This window comes from Sedimentitalea sp., assembly GCF_039973035.1.
In the GTDB taxonomy this organism is placed as follows: Bacteria; Pseudomonadota; Alphaproteobacteria; order Rhodobacterales; family Rhodobacteraceae; genus Sedimentitalea.
The window spans coordinates 112,094-127,957 of sequence record NZ_JBDWLR010000029.1 but is presented as its reverse complement, the minus strand read 5'-3'; the positions used below and the strand labels follow the sequence as shown (position 1 = coordinate 127,957).

14 protein-coding genes are annotated in these 15,864 nt (G+C 58.2%); 13 read left to right on the top strand and 1 reads right to left on the bottom strand.

The window, feature by feature from the left end:
• The first annotated feature begins 1 nt into the window (after window position 1).
• The 13 genes from ABJO75_RS06870 (at window position 2) to ABJO75_RS06810 (ending at window position 15,051) form a co-directional block, all read left to right on the top strand.
• The gene (locus ABJO75_RS06870; RefSeq protein WP_348128663.1) at window positions 2-868 is read left to right on the top strand and encodes an ABC transporter permease; all 867 of its coding nucleotides are present in this window, start codon (window positions 2-4) and stop codon (window positions 866-868) included.
• 14 nt (window positions 869-882) lie between these two features.
• Window positions 883-2,673: a gamma-glutamyltransferase family protein gene (locus ABJO75_RS06865; RefSeq protein ID WP_348128660.1), complete on the top strand. Its 1,791-nt coding sequence runs from the start codon at window positions 883-885 to the stop codon at window positions 2,671-2,673.
• Entirely contained in the window at window positions 2,670-3,416 is a 747-nt protein-coding gene (locus ABJO75_RS06860) for a DUF1028 domain-containing protein (protein ID WP_348128657.1), read from the top strand. Before ABJO75_RS06865 ends, ABJO75_RS06860 begins: the two co-directional genes overlap by 4 nt.
• Window positions 3,417-3,437: 21 nt before the next feature.
• Window positions 3,438-4,121 (top strand): FCD domain-containing protein, encoded by a 684-nt coding sequence (locus ABJO75_RS06855; RefSeq protein ID WP_348128654.1) that lies wholly within the window; start codon window positions 3,438-3,440, stop codon window positions 4,119-4,121.
• Window positions 4,122-4,612: 491 nt separating this feature from the next.
• Complete coding sequence (locus ABJO75_RS06850; RefSeq protein WP_348128652.1) at window positions 4,613-5,107, top strand: ferritin-like domain-containing protein; 495 nt, start codon at window positions 4,613-4,615, stop codon at window positions 5,105-5,107.
• A 340-nt stretch (window positions 5,108-5,447) separates the two neighbouring features.
• On the top strand, window positions 5,448-6,770 hold the full coding sequence (locus ABJO75_RS06845) for an NAD(P)H-dependent oxidoreductase (protein ID WP_348128649.1): 1,323 nt from the start codon (window positions 5,448-5,450) through the stop codon (window positions 6,768-6,770).
• 8 nt (window positions 6,771-6,778) lie between these two features.
• Window positions 6,779-7,783: a thiamine pyrophosphate-dependent dehydrogenase E1 component subunit alpha gene (locus tag ABJO75_RS06840; RefSeq protein WP_348128646.1), complete on the top strand. Its 1,005-nt coding sequence runs from the start codon at window positions 6,779-6,781 to the stop codon at window positions 7,781-7,783.
• Complete coding sequence (locus tag ABJO75_RS06835) at window positions 7,780-8,793, top strand: alpha-ketoacid dehydrogenase subunit beta (protein WP_348128643.1); 1,014 nt, start codon at window positions 7,780-7,782, stop codon at window positions 8,791-8,793. Before ABJO75_RS06840 ends, ABJO75_RS06835 begins: the two co-directional genes overlap by 4 nt.
• A gap of 3 nt (window positions 8,794-8,796) precedes the next feature.
• Window positions 8,797-10,104, top strand: coding sequence for an acetoin dehydrogenase dihydrolipoyllysine-residue acetyltransferase subunit (locus tag ABJO75_RS06830; RefSeq protein WP_348128640.1), 1,308 nt, complete (start codon window positions 8,797-8,799; stop codon window positions 10,102-10,104).
• Window positions 10,105-10,121: 17 nt separating this feature from the next.
• The gene (locus ABJO75_RS06825) at window positions 10,122-11,117 is read left to right on the top strand and encodes a sugar-binding transcriptional regulator (RefSeq protein WP_348128637.1); all 996 of its coding nucleotides are present in this window, start codon (window positions 10,122-10,124) and stop codon (window positions 11,115-11,117) included.
• 123 nt (window positions 11,118-11,240) lie between these two features.
• Window positions 11,241-11,918 carry a hypothetical protein gene (locus tag ABJO75_RS06820; protein ID WP_348128634.1) on the top strand — a complete coding sequence of 226 codons (678 nt, stop codon included), beginning with the start codon at window positions 11,241-11,243 and terminating at the stop codon, window positions 11,916-11,918.
• A 12-nt stretch (window positions 11,919-11,930) separates the two neighbouring features.
• Entirely contained in the window at window positions 11,931-13,136 is a 1,206-nt protein-coding gene (locus ABJO75_RS06815; protein ID WP_348128632.1) for a hypothetical protein, read from the top strand.
• A gap of 235 nt (window positions 13,137-13,371) precedes the next feature.
• Entirely contained in the window at window positions 13,372-15,051 is a 1,680-nt protein-coding gene (locus tag ABJO75_RS06810) for a Na/Pi cotransporter family protein (RefSeq protein ID WP_348128629.1), read from the top strand.
• Window positions 15,052-15,114: 63 nt separating this feature from the next.
• Here ABJO75_RS06810 and ABJO75_RS06805 read toward each other — a convergent pair whose 3' ends face one another.
• The gene (locus ABJO75_RS06805; RefSeq protein WP_348128626.1) at window positions 15,115-15,855 is read right to left on the bottom strand and encodes a 5'/3'-nucleotidase SurE; all 741 of its coding nucleotides are present in this window, start codon (window positions 15,853-15,855) and stop codon (window positions 15,115-15,117) included.
• Window positions 15,856-15,864 lie beyond the last annotated feature (9 nt).

Genomic DNA, 15,864 nt, shown 5'->3' with positions numbered 1-15,864 from the left:
TATGGTCGCCCAAACCGATCCCATTCTTGCGATAAAATCGCAAAACCGCGTCTGGAAGAAATTCCGCAGTCATCGCAGCGCCATGTTGGGCGGTATCCTCGTTGCGTTCTTTATCCTGATCGCCATTCTGGCCCCGGTGCTGCCAATCCCCGATCCGGCTGCGACCGATTGGGGCGCTGTGCGCAAAGCTCCGACCGCGGCACACCCCTTCGGTACAGATGAAATCGGACGCGATGTGCTGTCCCGCATGATCTGGGGTGCGCAGGCGTCGTTGCTGGCCGGTGTCGTGTCCGTCGGTATCGCGGTTCTATTGGGCGTGCCTTTGGGCATAGTCGCCGGATATTTTGGCGGCTGGACGGACGCAATCATTTCACGCTGCACCGAGGCGCTGCTGGCGGCGCCATTCCTGATCCTGGCCATCGCACTTGCCGCATTTCTCGGGCCATCCCTGACCAATGCCATGATTGCCATCGGCATTTCTGCCATGCCGATCTTTGTGCGCCTGACACGCGGACAGGTCTTGACGATCAAGACGGCTGATTATGTGGAATCCGCCCGCGCCATCGGCCTGCCTGACCGGCGTATCCTGACCCGCTATATCTTTCCCAATGTGCTGCCGCCAATCCTGGTGCAGGCAACATTGACCATTGCCACCGCGATCATCGCCGAGGCGTCGCTGTCGTTTCTCGGGTTGGGTCAGCAACCGCCAGCCCCCAGTTGGGGCTCGATGCTGAACACTGCCAAGAATTTTCTCAACCAAGCCCCCTGGATGGCCATGTGGCCGGGCATCGCGATTTTCCTCGTGGTGCTGGGGTTCAATCTTTTGGGCGACGGGCTGCGCGATGCGCTGGACCCGCGCGAACACTGACCATCGGAGACCACATGTCAGACTTTACCACCCGCCCCGAAATTCGCGGCACATTCGGCGTCGTAACCTCGACACATTGGCTGGCCTCGTCGGTCGGTTTTGGCGTCCTTGAAAAGGGCGGCAATGCGTTCGATGCCGCCGTGGCGACCGCATTCGTGCTGCAAATTGTCGAACCGCACCTGAATGGTCCGGCCGGTGACATGCCAGCAATCATTCACTCTGCCGAAACTGGCGATACCAAAGTCCTCTGCGCGCAGGCCGTGGCACCCGCTGCCGCCACGATTGACCACTTTACCGACTTGGGCCTGAAACTGATCCCCGGTTCGGGACTTTTGGCCACGGTCGTGCCGGGTGCATTTGATGGCTGGCTGATGATGCTGCGCGACCATGGAACAATGAGCCTGCGCGAGGTACTACAGCCGGCGATTGATTATGCGCGGGATGGTCATCCGATGCTGCCCCGTGTCGCTGATACCATCGCTGGATTGCAGGACTTCTTTGAAGCCGAATGGCCCTCATCTGCGGCCGTTTGGGCTCCAGACGGCAATGCGCCCGCCGCAAACGCCCTTTTCAAAAACCCCGATCTTGCTGACACGTACGACCGGTTGGCAACGGTTGCCGATGAGGCAGCCGGGGATCGCGCCGCGGCCATTGACGCCGCCCGCGCAGAATGGCGAGAGGGGTTCGTAGCCACCGCGATCTTCGACTATCTTAAGGACGCCAAAGTAATGGATGTGTCCGAGGAAAAGCACAGCGCGGTGCTGGCCCCGTCCGACATGGCCGATTGGCGCGCCAGCTACGAAGAGACCCTGACTCTCGAATATCACGGCTGGACGGTGCACAAGACCCAAGCTTGGAGTCAGGGGCCGGTGTTGCTCCAGACCCTGTCGATCCTGAAAAACTTCGATCTTGGTGCGATGGACCCGAACGGGGCCGAGTTCGTGCATGTGATCGTAGAGGCGATGAAACTCGCCTATGCCGACCGCGAAGCCTATTACGGCGATCCGGATTTCAGCGAAATCCCGATGGATTACCTTCTGTCGGACGAATACGGTGCCGAGCGGGCAAAGCTGATCGACGATACAGCATCTCTGGAACAGCGACCGGGTCGGGTACCGGGGTTTGAGCATCTGGCCGACGCCTATCTCGACCGCGCGACCCGCGGTTTTGGTGTTGAAGGCGTTGCCGCGCAGGAACCCACGATGGCGCATCTGACGGAAAAGCGCGGCGACACCGTGCATCTGGATGTGATCGACCGCTGGGGCAACATGGTGGCGGCGACGCCATCGGGCGGATGGCTGCAAAGCAGCCCGGTTATTCCGGGCCTCGGCTTTCCTCTCAACTCGCGGGCGCAAATGTTCTGGTTGATCGACGGGGTGCCGACCTCTCTTGGCCCAAAACGCCGCCCCCGCACGACTCTGACACCATCCTTTGCCGAAAAAGATGGGGCGCGGCTGGTCTTTGGCACCCCCGGTGGCGACCAACAAGACCAATGGCAACTGATCTGGTTCCTGCGCCTTGTGCATCATGGGCTGGGTCTACAAGAAGGTATGGACGCGCCTCTGTTTCACACCATGCATTTCCAAGGCAGCTTCTTCCCGCGCGAGGTCAAGGCGGGCGAAATGATGCTGGAGCCTGCCTTTGGCGATGCGGTGATCGACGAATTGCGCAAACGCGGCCATCTCGTCACCGTATCCGACCCTTGGGCGGTCGGGCGACTTACGGCTGCCATGCGCGAGGCAGATGGTATGTTGCGGGCCGCTGCCACGCCGCGCCTGATGCAAGCCTACGCGGTGGGACGATGACCTTTTCCATTGTCGCCCGCGACGCGGAAACTGGCGATCTCGGTATAGCCGTTGCCAGCCGGTTCTTCGCCTGCGGTGCGGTGGTCCCCTATATTGGCCGCCGCTCTGCGATCGCCAGCCAGGCTTTTTGCAACCCGATCTGGGGCACCGAGGGGCGTATCCGTCTTGACGCGGGCGAACCGGCAGAATCGGTGCTGTCAGATTTGGTCGAGCGTGATGCCGCCGAAAGCCTGCGCCAATGCCATATGGTTGACGAGAATGGCAATTTTGCTACCCATACCGGTGCCGAATGTACCGATTGGGCCGGGCACATGACTGGTGAGGGGTTTTCAGTTGCAGGCAACATGCTGGTCGGCCCCGAGGTGATCGACGCTATGGCGCAAACTTTCCGAACCCAAGTGGACCTGCCCTTTGCCGAGCGGTTGTTGGCTGCGATGCAGGCGGGTGAAGCCGCCGGTGGAGACAAACGCGGGCGGCAGGCGGCGGCGCTCGTCATACACCGTGGCGAGGCGCATCCCTGGCTTGACCTGAGAGTCGATGATCACGAGGAACCTCTGGACGAGCTGGAACGGCTCTTTGCAGTTGCACAGGAACGCTACCTCGCCTTTGCCGACGCGATGGCAACCTCCGATGATTTTTCGGGCCTGACCGACCGCAAGATGCTGGACGACCAGATCGAAAAACAGCAAGAGCGTCTGCGAAATGAGGGCCAGCCAAGCCGCTCGCGCGCAACAGACCGCTGAAGACAGGAGACCTTGGCTCGGATGCAGACCGACACCGCCAAACAGGCCCGTGACCGAATTCTCGGCCTGCTGGACACCGGAGAATTGGGAGAGACTGGCCGCCTTCCCAGCGAGCGTGCCCTGTCCGAACAATTCCGCATCGGGCGACGACAGGTCCGGCGGGCTCTGGCTCAGCTGGAAACCGAAGGCCTGATTTGGCGCAAACGCGGAGCCGGGACCTTTGCCGGGCAGGCCACAGATCCAACCGCCGAACTGGCAGCGCGTATCGCAGGGGAAACCAACGCGATCCAGATGATGGAAGCGCGGCTGTGCATCGAACCGGAACTGGCCGCGCTGTGCGCGAGCCGGATCAGACCCGAAGAGATTGCGCAGTTGCGTGCCATCGCCGAAAGGCTGATGGTCGATTTAGGGGATGCCGACAACGAAATTTGGGACAGTGCCCTGCACCGCGTTATTGCGCAAGCGGCACGAAACAAACCGCTGTTGGTCTCATACACGATGTTGGATGAAATCCGACTGGATGCAGATTGGCTGACAATTCGCGCCCGGGCACGCAGTTCTGAAACGATCGACCGAAGCAGGCGTCAACACGCCACGATAATCGATACCATCTCCGCCGCAGACCCAGACGCGGCTCGCGCAGCGATGAAGGACCACCTGAATTCGCATTTCACTGCCTTAAGAGAGGCCGGAACGGCATCGTAGGGTTGGTGCAGGGTCTGCATTGACGTGGGGCGGAGCCGGATGAGATGTGTCGGGCTGTTGTCTATGCAACCATGTCGGTGACGCAATCGTTACAGTGATCGAAGGCGGCTGTTCCTGTCTAGCGATATGTTAAAGCGGTCAGCTTGTGGCGACAGGGACGGAGTAAGCTTGAAGTCTCGTCCTGAGTGGAGAGAATTTTCTGCACTTGACGAGCAGATTTGAACCGACCCTGTATCTTTTCTCGTTCCGGGCAGGTCTGTGTGATTCTTCGAGACGATGTTTCAATTCTCTGGAGTGTCATCACGTGGACAAGCAACTTGCCTGCAAGTTCAGTCGCGGTAACGTCTTCTTCCGATCGGCTGCGGCCAAGCCTTTGACCCAGAATTCAAGATGGTCACGGAGAACGTGTAATCGAAAAACATTTCGATGGAACTCTTCGGCTGGCGCATTGTTGTGTCATTGATGTTCACACGAACCGAAAGGATTTAGAAATGACGATGCAATCCCTTGAAGATGTGTACCATGATCAACTGCAGGACCTGTGGAGCGCCAACAAACAATCGCTCGAAATCGTCACTGAACTGGGACGCGCAGCGCAGAACGAGAGTCTGTCTAAGGCTTTGATTGCCGGAGCCAACGGTATTCAGGACGGGATGGATAAGATTGCTGAAATCTGCCAACAGCACGCTATCGATCCTAACGGCGAGCACTGTAAGGGCATGGAGGGTTTGGTGAAGGAAGCCAAGGCTCATGCACTGAATGAAACATTCGGCGACGATGATACCCGCGATGCGATGATCATCACGCAATATCAGCGCATGGTGCACTACGGCTTGGCCGGTTACGGCTGCCTTGTGGCGTTTGCCAACCGGTTGGGTCACGATGGCGATGGCGCCATTCTGCAAGAGTGTCTCGACGGCACCTACGATGGCGACCGCTCGATGACGGATATCGCGGCCGATGGTATCAACGCAGCCGCAGCATAAACTCGATTTACACAATTCGTCGAGCCGCCGCTTAGACAGCGGCGGCTCCTACACTAAGGCCCGCCCGCCCGTTCCCAATGTGTAGATAAGCGGAAACCGGGATTAAGCAGACCGCTGAGCGATCACAAGCGGATTGAAGCGATGGGGGCGATTGAGCGGTGAGACTTTCGGTCTGGTCATGCTGCCCCATCTCAAATTACCGCAGCACTTAAACTAGTTCCAGCGCCACTACCCGGTCGGTCGGCGACTCCGTCAGGCGTTTCGGCTTTGCACTTTTGTATTGATGTAGTTTCAAAAGTAACATACTTCGTTTGAGCAATGCTTCGCGGAGGACGAGAACATGCCAACGAACGTGGCCTTGACAGGACTTGCCAATGACTTGGCCAAACGAGAGGCGGATGGCCGCCCGGTACGAATTGGCCTGCTCGGAGCAGGAGAAATGGGAACCGACATCGTCACCCGCGTCGCGCACATGCGTGGGGTAGAGGTGGGCGCAATCTGCGAGCTCAACCTTCCCGCTGCGAAAACAGCCGTCGACATCGCCCACCGTGAAACCGGTCATAGCAGGATGGTCGCCAGCGCAGACGCGCTCGGCAAGGCTATGGACGATGGCAAGACAGCGATCACCGATGATGTCTCGTTCTTGCTGGAGTCCGGTCAGATTGACGTCGTCGTCGATGCGACGGGCATTCCCGCGGTGGGGGCCGAAATTGGCCTTTCGGCGATGGAACATGGCAAGCATCTCGTGATGATGAACGTCGAGGCCGATGTTACGATTGGTGCCTATCTGCGTGCCGAGGCCGAGCGTCTTGGCGTAGTCTACTCGCTAGGGGCGGGTGACGAACCTTCTTCCTGCATGGAGCTGATCGAGTTTGTCAGCGCTATGGGCCACCGCATCGTTTCGGCCGGCAAAGGCAAGAACAACCCCCTGAACATCGACGCAACGCCCGCCGAGTATGAAGCGGAGGCCGTACGGCGACACATGAACCCACGTATGCTCGTTGAGTTCGTCGATGGGTCCAAGACCATGGTCGAAATGGCCGCCATTGCAAATGCCACCGGATTAATCCCCGACAAGCCCGGCATGCATGGTCCCGCCTGCTCGCGCGAAGACCTGTCCAAGGTGCTTGTGCCAGAAAAAGATGGCGGCGTTCTCAGTTCTGGCGACGGGCGTGTGGACTTTACCGTCGGCAAGGGCGTCGCCCCCGGTGTCTTTGTCGTGGCAGAGATGGATCATCCCCGCATCCGTGAGCGGATGGAAGACTTGAAAATGGGCGAAGGCCCCTATTTTACGTTCTTCCGTCCGTTCCACCTAACGTCTTTGGAAGTGCCGCTCACCTGCGCGCGCGCAGTGCTCTATGGTAAGGCAGACATGGTGCCGATGCCAAGACCGGTCGCCGAGGTCTGTGCCGTGGCCAAAAAGGACATGCAGCCGGGGGAGCTTCTCGATCAGATCGGCGAATATAGCTATCGTGCCTGGATCATGACCACAGGCGAAGCCGATCAGTGCCGTGCCATCCCATGCGGAATGCTCGAAGGCAGTAAGGTTACTGCGCCAATTCGCAAAGGTGATCTGATTACCTACAACAACGCCGCCCTGCCCGAGGGCAGCCGGATCGCCGCATTGCGTGCCCGTCAGGACGCAATGCTGGCCAAGGCCTGAGGTTCCCCATGACAGACGCCGACAACAGGCCCTTCGCTTTACGCAAGTATGACGCAGAAGAGCTCAAGACCGCCCTCTACAAGATGCACCTCATTCGGCTGTTTGAGGAAGGTGCAGAGGTTAGCTATACCCGCGGCCTAATTCACGGCACGATGCACCTTTCGATCGGGCAAGAAGCCTCTGCCGTCGCAACGTGTATGCCCTTGAACGACAGCGATTACATCACCTCCACCCATCGGGGTCATGGCCACTGCATCGGCAAGGGCGCCGATGTAAAGCGGATGTTTGCAGAGTTCTTTGGCAAGGAAGATGGCTATTGCCACGGGCGTGGAGGCTCGATGCATATCGCCGACGTTTCCAAGGGCAACCTTGGGGCTAACGGAATCGTCGGTGGCGGCCTGCCAATTGCCACCGGAGCGGCCCTGACGGCCAAACGACTTAAGACCGGAGCTGTTGCCGTCTGCTTCTTTGGCGATGGTGCAAACAATGAGGGCGCGTTTCACGAGTCTCTCAATATGGCGTCGATCTGGAAACTCCCCGTTGTCTACGTCTGCGAAAACAACCGCTACGGCATGTCCACATCGACCGAGCGGTCGACCTCTGTGCCGAACGTCTCAGACCGTGCCGCCGCCTATTCGATGCCGGGTATCACTGTTGACGGAAACGATTTTTCTGCAGTGGCCGAGGCCATTGACACCGCTGTCCAACGTGCGCGTACCGGTGATGGGCCGAGCCTTGTTGAGAACCTCACCTACCGCTGGCGCGGTCACTCCAAGTCAGACCGAAATCGTTATCGGACCAAGGACGAGATCCAAAGCTGGATTGAAAAGGACCCGATCAAGCGCTTCCGTTCGCTGCTAACGGAACATGGGGTTATTACCGACAGCGAAGCCGACGCCATCGCAGAGGCGGCCCATCAAGAAGTTCAGGATGGGATTGCTTTTGCGCAAGCAAGCCCGGCGCCCTCCACCAGTGAGGTGACGCGGTATGTTTATGGGGAGGCAAAGGCATGAACGCGCAGACACCGGAACAAACCACCCGAGAGATGAGCTATGCCGAAGCGCTGCGAGATGCGATGGGAATTGCACTGGAACGCGACGAGCGGGTGATCCTCATGGGCGAGGATATTGGCGTTTACGGTGGTGCCTTTCAGGTGACAGGCGATCTCGTACACCGCTTTGGGGAAGATCGGGTGATGGACACGCCAATCTCGGAACTTGGCGGGGCCGGCGTTGTGGTCGGCGCTGCGTTGACCGGTTTGCGCCCGATTTTCGAGTTTCAATTCTCGGACTTCGCCATGCTGGCAATGGAACAGATCGCCAATCAGGCGGCCAAACTGCGTTACATGCTGGGCGGCGAAGCCTCAGTTCCTTTGGTTATCCGCATGCCTGCGGGTTCCGGTACCGGCGCGGCCGCCCAGCACAGCCAGAGCCTTGAGGCCTGGTTTGGGCATGTTCCTGGTCTAAAGGTCGTTCAACCAACGACGCCCGCGGATGCGAAGGGCATGTTGCTGGCTGCTGTCGAAGACCCAGACCCGGTGATCATCTTTGAACACAAGCTGCTCTACAAGATGAAGGCGCAGGTGCCCGAGGGCTACTATACGGTGCCGCTCGACAAGGCTGCTGTGCGCCGGACGGGTAAAGACGTGACCATCGTGGCCTCTGGCGGCATGGTCCATCGTTCGTTGGAAGCGGCTGAGGCGGCCGCTGCGCAAGGGTATTCTGCCGAGGTCATCGATCTTCGTTCAATCCGCCCGATCGACCGCGAGACTATCTTGTCCAGCGTGCGCAAGACCGGGCGGCTGATCTGCGTCTACGAAGGCGTGCGAACAATGGGCGTCGGCGCCGAGATTTCGGCAATGGTGGCCGAGTCCGATGCTTTTGATTTCCTTGATGCACCGATCCTCCGGCTCGGAGGAGCAGAAGCGCCGATCCCCTACAACCCAGATCTAGAGCGTGCTGCGGTTCCCCAGGCCGCCGATGTCGAGCTTGCGATCGGGCGCCTGATTCGACGCGAGGTTTAAACCGTGGCAACAGAAGTCATTATGCCAAAGGTCGACATGGATATGGAGACCGGCAAGATCTCTGCTTGGCATGTGGCCGAAGGAGAGGCAGTCGCGAAAGGCGCTGCGTTGTTTGATATCGAAACAGACAAGGCCGCGATGGAGGTGGAAGCCCCGGCGACAGGTACGTTGCGCCATGTCATTGCCAAGATTGATGATGTTATCGCAGTCGGCCGCCCCTTGGGATGGATTTACGCAGAGGGCGAAGAGGTTCCGGAAGAGCCGCCCGTCACTGTGCAAGCCAAGGCTCCTACCGCGTCCCCGCCGCAAAACCCGACCGCGCCCGCAGGCAATCCCGCGCCCCTTTCGGAGACGGTAGCGGATATCAAGACAACAGACACAATCCGCGCCACGCCAGCGGCCCGTAAACTGGCGCGCGAGCAACGTCTGGATCTCTCCACAGTTACGGGAACCGGCCCTCGTAGCCGTATCCAACGGGACGACATCGAGGGACATAATGCCACGTTAACGCAGCAACCCTCTGCAGGATGGCAGCCAGAGGCAGGTCCGCTTGCCGTGAGCCGTACAGGAACTGGAACGGATGCGCCGGTTGTACTGATCCACGGCTTTTCGGGGGACGCAATGGGATGGCGTCCGCTTGAGCAGGCGCTGCTTGGTGCCGGGCGGGAATTCATTCGCATTGAATTGCCAAGCCACGGAAAATCCCCCCGGCGGCACGTCAGCGATTTTGCGAAGCTCGCTCGCATGGTGGTTCAGGCATTCGACGACCTTGGCCATGAAAGCGCCCATGTCGTAGGTCACTCACTTGGCGGCGCGGTGGCGAGTGCGCTGACCGACATTCGCTCACGCCGGGTCGCCACGCTTGGACTTATCGCCCCGGCAGGGTTGGGCGCCGAAATCGAGGGCGATGTTCTCCTCGGGCTCGCGCGCGCCACGCGTACTGCGAGCCTTGCCCCATGGCTCAAGCGCCTTGCGGCCACTGACGACGCGATCAGCGAAGACTTTGCACGGGCCGCGATGAATGCGCGCTCAGATCCCGAACTCCGCGCCGCTCAACTCGATCTGGCGAATATACTCTTTCCAGATGGAACCCAATCTTTCGATATCCGCCCCGCCCTTTCACGGATCGAAGTACCGGTGTCTGTAATATGGGGTCGGGCAGACCGCATCTTACCCTGGCGCCAGGCGCTTCAACTGCCAGGTCACGCCGCGTTGCATCTTCTGCCGGATGTCGGGCATATTCCGCATATCGAACAACCAGAGACGGTTGCAAAACTGCTGATCCGGCTGTTCAAGCAGGCGGAGAACTGAAGGAGGCAGACGACCCCATGAGCGCTTCTCCCCGCAACGGAGCTTCTTCTCCTTCTGTCGCAGCGCCGGCCGCCGGGCGCAGTGCAAACAGCGAACGGCTGCGCGCTCGTGCTGTGTGGCTCTACTATGCTGAAGGGATGAAGCAGAATGAAATCGCCGAAGCCCTCGGGACCACGCGCGTTACGATCGTCCGACTGCTGGCAGATGCAAGGCGGCGCAACGAGGTCCGCATAACGATCTCATCCTCGATGGCCGAGCTGGCCGGGCTAGAGGTTGAGATCTCAAGACGCTACGGAATCGAAGACGTCATCATCTGTCCCTCAAGCGACGTCGTATCCGACCCGACGCAGTCCATCGCCGCATCCGCAGGTGCCTACTTGGGTGGCTTGATGCAACCCGGAATGTCTGTTGGTGTTGGTTGGGGAAAAACGCTTCACTCGATGTTGCAGTTCATTGAGAGCCAGACGCTCAGTGATCTGAGTGTAGTATCACTGCTCGGCGGGTTCTCTCATGTTCGGCATTTCAATCCAGCCGATTTTGCATGGCGGTTCGCCGAATTGTTTCAGGGCGAGGGTTATCTGGTCCCTGCCCCGGCCCTCGTCGACAGCCCCGAGACCAAACGCGCACTGATCGAGAGCTGTGGGATTGGTGAAGTTTTTGACAAAGCTCGCAATCTCGACATGGTTCTGCTGTCGGTGGGCGGGATTGCTAAGGGCTCGACCTCTTTTCAAACGGGCTATTTGTCGGATGCCGAGCGGAAGGACCTTAAAGCTGCGGGAGCCGTTGGAGACCTACTGTACAATTTTATCGACGCAGAAGGGCGATTGGTTGATCATTCGGTGAACGAACGAACCATCTCGGTCAGCCTCGAACAGCTCGCAAATGCGAAGGCACGGATCCTCGTTTCTGGCGGTCCCGAAAAGGTAGATGTTCTCCATGGTGCAATCGCTGCAATTCGTCCGTCCGCGCTCGTGACCGATGACGCGAGCGCCAAAGCCCTTCTAGCGATGTAAAGTCATCGCACCGCGCCCGTCAAAGGCGATACAAAGCTTGACCGACACTTCGATTGGGAACATTAGTATATCAGCTAAACGATTGTTCAGCGGCTTCTAGAACAGCAAGCAAGAGAGAGTTCGATGACGTCGGGAATTTTGCCTATCAAGGACCTTCTGCGTGGGCTGCGCACTGGCATGACGGCCGGGCGCGTTGCGATTGAACCTCTGAGCCGAGATTTCCCCAGTCCTTTGCGTGACGTGGTGGACGGCCTTGATGTGATTGCAACAAGGCTCGAGGCGACGACATCCCGCCTGGCACACAGCATTCTTGATGACGGGGCAACGTCGCAGAAGGGACATGGCTGGACCCTCCAGACTTTGGCAAATCATCCGCACGGGGCGACGGTTTTTGCCCAATTGGCCTATGGTGCCCTCGGTGCTGCCTACATGCGATTTGCGGACCAACCTGCGCTTGTAAGCGAAACCCTTGCAGCGCAGGCCTTTAAGTCGGCAATGGACGCAACGTCCATGGATCGAAGTGAATTGCCTGCCGAACTTCTTCTCCAACTCAAGAGCGCCGAAGTTATTCGTTCCGCGCCCTTCACGCTGCCCTCCGCCCAAAAAGACCATTCCGCCATATTGGCCTACACAGCATTTGTAATCTTGCTGTGCGCGGAACGCGATTCCGAGAGCGAAGACACTGATCTTTTGGATCTATGTTGTGACACCGCACCGCTGATCGCGCGAAAATTCTGTTTTCAACCCGACGAACGTTCTGCCTTGCGCACCGCTATCGCGGATTGCGCCCGGTTGATCTGAGAGGTTTCTGTCATGACGCTTCCTGCCCCTACACTCCTACTCACGCCAGATACGCAGGTACGACGCGCAGTCCGTCGTTTGCGCTGGTTCCGCCGCGCCTTCCTCGAACAGGTGGCTGTTGTGTCCGAGGACTGCGGCATTCCATTTGATGTGGATACCATTCGCCTCGCGGATGCCTTCCTTCAATGGAGCGCCGCATTTGAACGCAAAAAACCGACGTCGCGACATGACAAACGTCGCTATGTCGAGCATGTTTCGGGACTGATGTTGGACCAGTTGCTACGTAAGGCTCCGCTTTCAGCACGGCCTAACCACAACGCTCGACCTAGCAAAAGCCCCAGCCATTTCTGGCCTGAAGGATACGCCTGCGTCGTCTTCTGCCTGAACGTACGCGCAGCCGTTCTCGCTCAAGATTTTGGTGAGACGGTCGAAGATGCGCCTCAGATGGAAAACCTTCGCGACTGGATGAGCTTTCGCGAGAACGTGGTCGAAAAGCCAGAAAGCGCAATTAGCTTTCTTCAGCACTTTGCAGGGCTCAAGCCAGACTGGCAATTCCCCGACCTGTTTCACCCTTCACCCCGCCAATCTCCGCCACAGCTTACCTTGGTGCGCTCACCGGACCGGACGGCTCGGCAAGAGCTACCCTCTGATCTCTCGCTGATCGTTTTCGATTTAGACTCAATTACCAACAGTCGGGCACTCGTGGCTCAGGCCCTGACCCAGGTCCTCGGCCGCTACGGCTATGCGCTGTCAGACGAGTTGATCGACCAGCCGCTTGCCGCCGCAATGACCCATGTGGCTCTCCGGAGTGGAAAGCTTTGCCCAAGCGGATTCACCGAACACTTCCGCAGCACGCTCTCGGAGATTTTCGCGGCCCGGCTTCAGCTCTCACCGCCAGTTCGCGGAATCTTTGACGAGCTTTCCGCCAAAAAGATAAAGGTCAGAATTGCACTTAATGATGCCAAGACATCCGTGCCTGACCTTCTGAACGTGCTCAATCTCGAAGACCTCGCTGAGTTGTATGAGGCGGCCGACCTTGCGCAGGTTGCCACGCCCAGCGAAACATCAGTCTGGGTGAGTGCAGATGGCTCTCGGCTGCAGGCAGCGCATCGCTGTGGTTTCCAAACTCTGGGGATTGCGGACCGCACGGGGTGCGAACCTAGGCATTCAGGTCAAAACATTACATCCATGACAGAATTTCCCTCCCTGCGCGATTGATCCTCGACGCTTACCGTTTTCTTCCAGCCAGCGCATCCCGATGTTTGAACGTGCTAATCCTAGCAATTGGGCACGTTAAAATTCGCGTTGAAACACGTCATTCCGTGAGTGTTCATTTGTAATTTCTGTATTACTTATGTATATATTCGTTGAATTTACTCGGATGGCACAACGCCCTTCTTAGTTTGATGATTGACGATCCAAGCACCCGCCAAAAGCGGCGGAAAGGCGACGTATGACAAGTTCAGTATTCTTTCTGCATATGGCTGGCGCCATTGCCATGCTCTTATGGGCAACACGGCTGGTGAGAACCGGCGTCGAGCGCGCCTACGGGCGCCAGATGCGAAGCAGCTTGCGCAGGCGCGTCGGCCATCCGTTCGCCGCCATGCTGTTCGGAATTGTCATGGCGATTGGACTACAAAGCTCGACCGCTGTGACCCTTTTGATCAGTTCATTCACAGGCATGGGCCTGGTGTCAGGCACGGCCGGTGTTATCATTGTGCGTGGCGGTGAACTGGGCTCTGCAATCGTTGCGAAGATCCTGAACTATGACCTGACATTGCTGATTCCGGTATTGATATTGATCGGAACCGGGATGTACCTGAGAACTGACAGGCGCCCTTGGCATGAGTTGGGGCGCAGCCTGATCGGTATCGCGATGATCCTGATCTCCCTCGAAATGCTGAGCACCGCCGCAGGGCCTCTGCGCGAGAGCCAGTCATTGCCAGCCATACTGAATTTTCTCAGCGATGATCTCATCTCCTCTTTCTTGATTGCGGCGGTCGTCACCTACCTGCTGCACTCCAGTGTGGCGGCGATATTGCTTCTGGCCGCGCTCGCCTCTCAAGGATTGTTGCCAGGAGAGTTGGGTGCGGTCATGGTCCTTGGTGTGAACCTTGGGTCTTCACTTATCGCGCCGATACTCACTCGCAGCGCAGGCCCAGCATATCGTGCGGTCCCGCTGGCCAACCTGCTCATGAGAGGGCTCGGCTCGGTGCTCTTGCTCGCAGCGATTGGATTAATCCGGCCAGATGTCGAGTTTCTGGGAGCTTCACCAGATCAACAAATTATCAACGGACATATCGCTTTTAATTTGCTCATCTTGCTCGTTGGCCTCCCGTTCTCGGGGCTAACGTGGCGCATCTCGCGCCGTTTGGCAGACCTCAGTCCAGGACAACCACCAGCCAGCATCCCGCAAGAAATCAGTGCGCTCGATCCAGAAGCTTTGGACCGGCCTGAACAGGCGCTTGCAAATGCCACGCGCGAAGCGGTGCGTATGTGCGAAACCATCGACAGCATGCTCAGCCGCATCATGGATATCTATGAAGACCCAACGAACGAGGCCATTGACGAGCTTACTCAACAAGATGATCGCGTCGACAAACGCCAGAACGCAATTAAACTCTACCTCGCTCAGATCACCGAAAAGGCAATGACCGTAGAACAAGCACATCAATGCCAGAACCTATTGGAAGTGTGCATCAAGCTCGAACAGGCAGGCGATGTGATCGTGCGAAATCTCATTCCGCACGTGCAAAAGAAATTGGAACGACAGGTCGAGTTTACGGAAGAAGGCTGGAGCGAACTGCTCGACTTCCACAATGCCGTCATGCGCAACGCACGACTTTCTTTCAATCTTTTGATCAATGGGGACGCAGAAACCGCGCACCGTGTGATCGCAGCCAAGGATCGTCTGCGCGAACTTGAGCGGGAGACGCGCCAGCGCCATTTCAATCGTCTGCGCCAACAAACCGAAGAAAGTATCGAAACCAGTTCAATCCACCTTGATACCGTGCGTGATCTCAAACAGATCAACGGTCTGCTCGCGGCCATCGCCTATCCGGTGTTGGAAGAGGAAGGGTTGTTGCGGGGAAGCCGACTGATCAAGCCCGCCAAGAAACCAAAATCAGCCTGATATAGAAAAAGGGCTGGTCATACAGACCAGCCCACAACCAGCGTGTATATTCGCTCGCTGACGTCAGGCCAGCGCGTCAAGAAACTCTATTGGTAACGGCGACTCTCCTGCCCATTTGAGACGGTTGATCGCTGCAAACCCCTCCGCCATCAAAGCGTTCTCATCACCCGGTGTCGAAGTGTCTCGCCGACCGCGTGGCACCATAATTTCTGTCACGTCTCCGTCTTCCTTGAGCACCTCGCAGCAGACACCGACTTTGTCGCGGCCAATACGCGCTGCTCGTAGTGGTGCAGGCAATTTGGATGGCAGATTGATCGACAGCCACGTACCCTCGGCAACCCAATCGGCACGCCGCGTCCAAAGCTCTTGGATAAGCTTGGCCAGATGCTCCGCATCACTTTCGGCAACTTCCGCTTTTTTCACTCGGGAGAATCCAATGGCAGGGATGCCCCAGAAGGTCGCCTCGCGCGCTACGCCGAGGGTCCCGGAATAGGCGATATCCTCGCCCACGTTGCGCCCATCATTGACGCCCGACAGTACCAGTTCCGGGCATTTGTCATCCTTAAACAACCAGGTCATTGCCGTGAGCACACAATCGGCGGGCGTGCCCGAGCAGGAATATCGCCGCTCTGCCGTACGAACCATGGTGAGAGGGCGTGCAATGGTCAGCGAATTGCCAGCCGCGGTGCGTTTGGCTGAAGGCGCCACCACCCAGACATCATCACTCAGGCTGAGCGCCGCCTTCTCAAGAAGCGCCAGTCCGGGGGCATCGATACCGTCGTCATTTGCAATCAAGATTCTCATGGGGTGTCC

What these genes read in the sequence shown, in the direction of transcription:
- ABJO75_RS06820 (WP_348128634.1), top strand. Translation starts at nt 11,241, where the DNA reads ATGACGTCGGGAATTTTGCCTATCAAGGACCTTCTGCGTGGGCTGCGC.
- ABJO75_RS06860 (WP_348128657.1), top strand. Translation starts at nt 2,670, where the DNA reads ATGACCTTTTCCATTGTCGCCCGCGACGCGGAAACTGGCGATCTCGGT.
- ABJO75_RS06845 (WP_348128649.1), top strand. Translation starts at nt 5,448, where the DNA reads ATGCCAACGAACGTGGCCTTGACAGGACTTGCCAATGACTTGGCCAAA.
- ABJO75_RS06835 (WP_348128643.1), top strand. Translation starts at nt 7,780, where the DNA reads ATGAACGCGCAGACACCGGAACAAACCACCCGAGAGATGAGCTATGCC.
- ABJO75_RS06855 (WP_348128654.1), top strand. Translation starts at nt 3,438, where the DNA reads ATGCAGACCGACACCGCCAAACAGGCCCGTGACCGAATTCTCGGCCTG.
- ABJO75_RS06810 (WP_348128629.1), top strand. Translation starts at nt 13,372, where the DNA reads ATGACAAGTTCAGTATTCTTTCTGCATATGGCTGGCGCCATTGCCATG.
- ABJO75_RS06815 (WP_348128632.1), top strand. Translation starts at nt 11,931, where the DNA reads ATGACGCTTCCTGCCCCTACACTCCTACTCACGCCAGATACGCAGGTA.
- ABJO75_RS06825 (WP_348128637.1), top strand. Translation starts at nt 10,122, where the DNA reads ATGAGCGCTTCTCCCCGCAACGGAGCTTCTTCTCCTTCTGTCGCAGCG.
- ABJO75_RS06865 (WP_348128660.1), top strand. Translation starts at nt 883, where the DNA reads ATGTCAGACTTTACCACCCGCCCCGAAATTCGCGGCACATTCGGCGTC.
- ABJO75_RS06870 (WP_348128663.1), top strand. Translation starts at nt 2, where the DNA reads ATGGTCGCCCAAACCGATCCCATTCTTGCGATAAAATCGCAAAACCGC.
- ABJO75_RS06805 (WP_348128626.1), bottom strand. Translation starts at nt 15,855, where the DNA reads ATGAGAATCTTGATTGCAAATGACGACGGTATCGATGCCCCCGGACTG.
- ABJO75_RS06840 (WP_348128646.1), top strand. Translation starts at nt 6,779, where the DNA reads ATGACAGACGCCGACAACAGGCCCTTCGCTTTACGCAAGTATGACGCA.
- ABJO75_RS06850 (WP_348128652.1), top strand. Translation starts at nt 4,613, where the DNA reads ATGACGATGCAATCCCTTGAAGATGTGTACCATGATCAACTGCAGGAC.